The 5,452-nt window shown below is 62.0% G+C and carries 7 protein-coding genes; 5 read left to right on the forward strand and 2 right to left on the reverse strand.

All coding sequences use genetic code 11. The features are described 5' to 3' along the window. Positions 1-105 precede the first annotated feature (105 nt). The 5 genes from IV091_RS16280 (at position 106) to IV091_RS16300 (ending at position 4,164) form a co-directional block, all read left to right on the forward strand. Positions 106-1,089, forward strand: coding sequence for a tripartite tricarboxylate transporter substrate binding protein (locus IV091_RS16280; RefSeq protein WP_293470305.1), 984 nt, complete (start codon positions 106-108; stop codon positions 1,087-1,089). 105 nt (positions 1,090-1,194) lie between these two features. Beyond that, positions 1,195-1,752: a hypothetical protein gene (locus IV091_RS16285; protein WP_293470306.1), complete on the forward strand. Its 558-nt coding sequence runs from the start codon at positions 1,195-1,197 to the stop codon at positions 1,750-1,752. Positions 1,753-1,959: 207 nt separating this feature from the next. Further along, the gene (locus IV091_RS16290; protein ID WP_293470307.1) at positions 1,960-2,901 is read left to right on the forward strand and encodes a sulfurtransferase; all 942 of its coding nucleotides are present in this window, start codon (positions 1,960-1,962) and stop codon (positions 2,899-2,901) included. A 4-nt stretch (positions 2,902-2,905) separates the two neighbouring features. Beyond that, positions 2,906-3,982, forward strand: a complete 1,077-nt coding sequence (locus IV091_RS16295; RefSeq protein WP_293470308.1) for a YeeE/YedE thiosulfate transporter family protein — start codon at positions 2,906-2,908, stop codon at positions 3,980-3,982. A gap of 14 nt (positions 3,983-3,996) precedes the next feature. Beyond that, positions 3,997-4,164 carry a hypothetical protein gene (locus IV091_RS16300; protein WP_293470309.1) on the forward strand — a complete coding sequence of 56 codons (168 nt, stop codon included), beginning with the start codon at positions 3,997-3,999 and terminating at the stop codon, positions 4,162-4,164. Between the two features lie 53 nt (positions 4,165-4,217). On the opposite strand, the gene paaY is transcribed toward IV091_RS16300, so the two are convergent. After that, a complete protein-coding gene (gene paaY, locus IV091_RS16305; protein ID WP_293470310.1) occupies positions 4,218-4,820 on the reverse strand; it encodes a phenylacetic acid degradation protein PaaY in 603 nt (200 codons plus the stop codon). Between the two features lie 7 nt (positions 4,821-4,827). Next, positions 4,828-5,452, reverse strand: a 625-nt coding sequence (locus IV091_RS16310) for a MaoC/PaaZ C-terminal domain-containing protein (RefSeq protein ID WP_293470311.1), incomplete at its 5' end; no start/stop codon positions are given.

Genomic DNA, 5,452 nt, shown 5'->3' on the forward strand with positions numbered 1-5,452 from the left:
GGCGGACTTGTTTACCGCCGTGCCGGAGCTGGTTGCCGCGCTTTAAGGCGTTGCACCCCCAGCGCGGTTTTATCAATCAGCTTAACCATAAAACAGGAGACAACCATGTCCAATTTGCTTTCACGCCGAACCATCATTCAGGCCGCCAGCGCCGGCCTGGCCAGTGCGGCCCTGCCGTCCATGGCCCAGCCCGCCTGGCCAAGCCGCCCGATCCGCATCATCGTGCCGTACACGGCCGGCGGCTTCACCGACCAGATGGCACGCCTGCTGCAGGTGGGCCTGCAAAGCCGGCTCGGCCAGCCCGTGGTCGTCGAGAACATGCCGGGCGCCAACAGCATCATCGGCGTCAACGCCGTGGCCAAGGCCGCCCCGGACGGGCACACCTTCGGCGTCGTGATTGCGGCCTATGCCGCCAACACCACGCTGTATCCGAAGCTGCCGTACAACCCGAGCAAGGACCTGGTCGGGGTTTCGCTACTCGGCGTGTCGCCGCTGCTGGCAGCCGTGCCCATCAGTGCGCCGTTCAAGAATGCGACCGAGCTGGTGGCTTACGCCAAGGCCAACCCCGGCAAGGTCAGCTTCGGCTCCTCGGGCAATGGGTCGGCCGCGCACCTGACCAGCGAACTGCTGAAGGCCGTGACCAACACCTACATGGTGCACATTCCGTACCGGGGCTCTGCGCCTGCGCTGACCGATTTGCTGGGCGGCCATATCCAGCTGTTCTTTGACGCCCCCACCAACCTGATCCAGCCCGGCAAGACGGGCCGCGTGCGCCTGATCGGGGTGGCCAGTGACAAACGCCTGCCGGCAGCACCGGATGTGCCAACCTTCATCGAGCAGGGGCTCAAGGGCTTTACCGGCAGCACCTGGGCCAGCATGATTGCCCCCGCCGGCACGCCGCGCGACGTGGTGCAGCGCATGTCGGACGAGGTCAACCGCATCATCCGCAGCGAGGAAACCCGGGCCAAGCTGGAGGCCATGGGCACTTTTGCCGAAGGCACCACGCCGCAAGCCTGCGATGCCTTCATCGCGTCCGAAACCGCCAAGTGGGCCACGGTCATCAAGAACGCCGGGGTCACTGCGGACTGAGCGCAAAAGACGGATGTCTGGCCTCCTTGCGATTTGTCAAGGATCGCAGGGCGCATGGTTTCTACGATGGGACTTCATCCACTTTTAAAGAAATCGGAGGAAACCATGCAAACCCATGTAGAAATCCAACGCGGCGCCTTGGATCACGCACCGCTGCTTGGCCGATCGGCGGCGCAAGGCTTCGCGGCCCCTGTTCAGCACAAGAAGGCGCGTTTCACAGCCACACGCCTGCAAGTGGCTTCTGTCGTGTTTGGCCTGTTTTTCGCCTTTACCGGGGGCATGCTCCATGCGCAAGGCGCCAGCGGCACGGCCGCTGCGGCGCCGTTGACGCGTGAACAGGTCAAGATGGAGCGCGACGAGTTTCTTCGCACGCACCAATGGGACGCAGTCGCTGAGAACTGGGTTCTGAAACAGGGTATGGAGGCGCCCGCGGGCGTGAAGACACGCGCAGAGGTCAAGGCAGAACGCAATGAGTTTCTGCGCAACAACCGCTGGAACCCCGTCAGCGGCGACTGGGAACCTTTGACCAAAGGGCCCCGCGATGTGAGCAAGATGTCGCGCGAGCAAGTGCGCAACGAGACGCGTCAATTCATTCGCACGCACCAGTGGGACGAGGTCAAGGGTGCGTGGGTCGAGGTGACGCCGAGAAAAGCCAGGAAATAGCCGCCCGGATCAGCCTTTTGACGACAGCGCCATTGCGGTTGGCGCTTGTCGGGTCGTGTGCCGAAAGACGCTGGGCCTGCCGGTAAGGGCATCTGAAATCGAGCCCGAAAATCCATATGCATTTGAGGTATATGAAACCCACTTAAAAGTCGTTTTATATTCGTCCCCGTTGTTGAACAATCCGCTTCAACCACAAGGACACCTCCCATGAAAAAACCTGCGCTCTTCCTGTTTGGCCTGGCCGTTTCCGTTGCCAGCTTCGCGGCCCAACCGCTGCTCAGCCCGACCGAGTTGATGGCCAAATTGTCCGACGCCAATGTTCGCGTCATCGACATCCGTGATGCCAAGTCCTACGCCGCCAAGCACATCCCCGGTGCTGTCAACGCGCCTTATGGCCAATGGCGCGGTCCGGCCAGCAATCCTGGCGAACTGCCCGGGTTGCCCAAGTTGACCACCTTGGTTCAAAGCTTGGGGCTAAGCCCGGCGACACATGCCGTGGTGGTTTCCAGCGGTGCTGATGCGACCGACTTTGGTGCCTCTGCACGTATCTACTGGACACTCAAGGCGCTGGGTCTGAAGGAGTTGTCCATCCTCAACGGAGGCGTGAAAGCCTGGGGCGATGCCAAGCTCGCGCAGAACACCGAAACCACGAAAGTCGCTGCCAGCAGCTTTCAGCCTCAACTGGACGCGACGCTGATCGCCACCAAGGAAGAAGTGGTCAAGCGTTTGAATGCCGGCGACTCCTTGCTGATTGACGCCCGTCCGGCCAGCTTCTTCAGTGGCGAAACCCGTGCGCCCACCGCCAAGGTTCCAGGGACGCTGCCCAATGCGGTGAACTTTCAGCACGACAAGTGGTTCGCTCCGGGAAGCTCGACATTTGTCTCCAACGACCAGGCCAGACAGGTGGCCGCGTCCAGCCCCATCGATCCTGCCAAGGAAACCGTGTCCTTCTGCAATACGGGCCACTGGGCCGCGACCAACTGGTTTGCGATGTCTGAAGTACTGGGCCAGAAAAACGTGAAGCTCTATGCTGGATCCATGACCGAGTGGTCGCAAGACCCGAACGGTCTGCCGATGGCCAATGTACCGAACCGTGCCAAGCAGCTTTTGATTGACACAAAAATGTGGGCCGACAAAACTTTCCAGTGATCCAATGAAACGATATCCTTTGGCGGCCGTTCTGGCCGCTTTTTTTGTATTTCTGGTCCTTGCCGTGTCGGTGCGGCAAGCCGTGCTGCTCCTGGTTGGCGTGGGCATGGGCGCAGCCCTGGCCGGAGCCCGCTTTGGCTTTACCACCGGTTGGCGGCAGCTGATCGAGGACAAAAACCCCCAGGGTGTGACCGGACAAGTCATGCTGCTGGCGCTGGCAAGCCTGGCGGCCCTGCCCCTGCTGGGCCAGTTTCCTGAATTGCATGCGGCGCTCGGCCCGCCCAGCGTGAGCTTGCTGCTCGGCGCTTTCGTCTTCGGCATGACCATGCAGATTGCGGATGGCTGCGGCTCGGGCACGCTGTACAAAGCGGGCGTGGGCATGCCCTTGAACATGGGCATCTTGCCGCTCTTTGCGCTGGGCAGTTTCCTGGGCTCGGTGCACCTCGACAGCTGGCTGTCCCTGGGCCAAATCGAGCCTGTCAGCTTTTCGGCGCAGTTTGGCACCGTGCCTGCCTTGGTCCTGACCCTGGCGCTGCTCGGCGTTGCCCTGTTGGCGGTACGCGCCTGGGTCGGGCCGGGCCAAACCTGGATCCAGCCACGCTGGGTCTGGGGTGCGGTGGCACTGGCGGTTCTGGCCACGCTGAATTTATTGCTCGCGGGCCAGCCCTGGGGCGTGGTGTATGGCTTCGGGTTGTGGGCCGCCAAGGCCTCGGTCGGTCTGGGCCTGTTTGACCCGACAGGCAACGCCTTCTGGGGCCAGGCCGGTAACGCGCAGCGCTTGACCCAGACCGTGCTGCTGGACGTGACCACGATCACCAATATTGGCATCCTGGGCGGTGCCCTGTGGATCTCTGCCAACAAGCCCACGAGCGACAGCAAGCCGCTGACCCGGCAGCAATGGGTCGTCGGACTGATCGCGGGGTTCTTGTTGGGCTATAGCTCGCGGCTGGCGTTCGGTTGCAACGTCGGCGCCATGCTCAGCGGCATATCCACGGGCAGTTTGCACGGCTGGTTGTGGGTGCCGCTTGCCTTTGGCGGCACGCTCGTTGGCGTGCGTTTGCGCCGTCACTACCAATTCTAGGAAGGACGGACCGTATGCAATCCCTATATAAACGCCAGGCGATTTTCTGGATCAGCCTGGCGCTCTTCCTGGCCTGGGACTTCACCAGTTCGGTCCCGGTGGACCTGCGCAATGAACCGCCACTGATCGCGGCAGGCTCAGGCCAGGCCACAAGTGGTGGCCACTGCTCCATGGCGAAATGATGCTGGCAACGCAGATAGCCGTCGTCCCAGACATCGAAGCATTGCGCGCTGAGTTAGGACCGCTTGGTCTCCGTCAGGGATTTCACCTGCGGTGACCGCACCTGGGGACGGTCGGGTTCAACAAAAGAGAGCGGTTCCACCAGCTGCATGGTGGCCAGGCAGCGAAGCGTCAAATCCTGGTAGGTTTTGGTGCCTTGTATCTTCCAGGCAATCTCAGCCTCGGTCAATTCACGCTTGACCTTCGCAGGCATGCCCGCGACCAGGGTACGTGGCGGGATGCGCATGCCTGCGGGAACAAATGCACAGGCCGCCACAATGGCCTGTTCGCCCACCTCGGCCTCGTCCATCACCACGGCGTTCATGCCGACCAAGGCGCCGCGGCGCACGATGCAGCTGTGCAGCACCGCGCCATGGCCGATATGGCCGTTCTCCTCGACCACCGTATCGCGCTCGGGAAAACCATGCATCACGCAGGTGTCCTGGACATTGGCGCCCGCCTTCAGCACAATGCGGCCAAAATCGCCGCGCAGGCAGGCATTGGGGCCCACATAGCAGTTCTCGCCGATGATGACATCGCCGATCAACACCGCTGTGGGGTGGACATACGCGCTCGGGTCAATGACCGGCACCACACCTTCAATGGAATAGCAGGGCATGATGGGCTTAACTCCGCTTGGCGACGAGCGTCAAGATGTCGTAGCTGGCCACCAGTTCGCCATGCTGATTCGTGACCTCCACATCCCAGGCCACGACACCTTGCCCAACGCCTTTGTCGTCTTTCCTGTTGCGATCGGTTTTACGTTTGGCCGTCAGGCGTGCACGGATGGTGTCGCCAATCCCTACTGGTTTGATGAATCGCAACGCGTCCAGGCCGTAGTTGGCCAGAACGGGGCCTGGCGCCGGGGAAACAAACAAGCCCGCAGCCGCAGAAAGCACAAAGTAGCCGTGTGCAATCCGCTTGCCGAACTGTGAGTCCTTCGCGGCGATCTCGTCGAAGTGCATGTAGAAATAATCACCCGAAATACCGCCGAACGCGACAATATCCGCCTCGCCCACCGTGCGCCTGTGCGTGAGCAAGGAGTCGCCGATTTTCAGGTCTTCAAAGTAGCTGCGAAACGGGTGAATGGGGGTGTCGTTCACCCTGGCACCGCGCACATGTTCGCCAGTGACCGCTGCCAGCATCGTGGGCGAACCTTGCACGGCGGCACGCTGCAGGTAGTGCTTGACGGCGCGAATGCCGCCCAGCTCTTCGCCGCCGCCCGCACGGCCCGGACCGCCGTGCTTGAGC

The organism is Polaromonas sp. (genome assembly GCF_018780625.1).
Classification (GTDB): Bacteria; Pseudomonadota; Gammaproteobacteria; order Burkholderiales; family Burkholderiaceae_C; genus Polaromonas.

Bases quoted from the DNA above. Each gene is read 5' to 3' on its own strand.
- IV091_RS16280 (WP_293470305.1), top strand. From the start codon at position 106: ATGTCCAATTTGCTTTCACGCCGAACCATCATTCAGGCCGCCAGCGCC.
- IV091_RS16285 (WP_293470306.1), top strand. From the start codon at position 1,195: ATGCAAACCCATGTAGAAATCCAACGCGGCGCCTTGGATCACGCACCG.
- IV091_RS16290 (WP_293470307.1), top strand. From the start codon at position 1,960: ATGAAAAAACCTGCGCTCTTCCTGTTTGGCCTGGCCGTTTCCGTTGCC.
- IV091_RS16295 (WP_293470308.1), top strand. From the start codon at position 2,906: ATGAAACGATATCCTTTGGCGGCCGTTCTGGCCGCTTTTTTTGTATTT.
- IV091_RS16300 (WP_293470309.1), top strand. From the start codon at position 3,997: ATGCAATCCCTATATAAACGCCAGGCGATTTTCTGGATCAGCCTGGCG.
- paaY (WP_293470310.1), bottom strand. From the start codon at position 4,820: ATGCCCTGCTATTCCATTGAAGGTGTGGTGCCGGTCATTGACCCGAGC.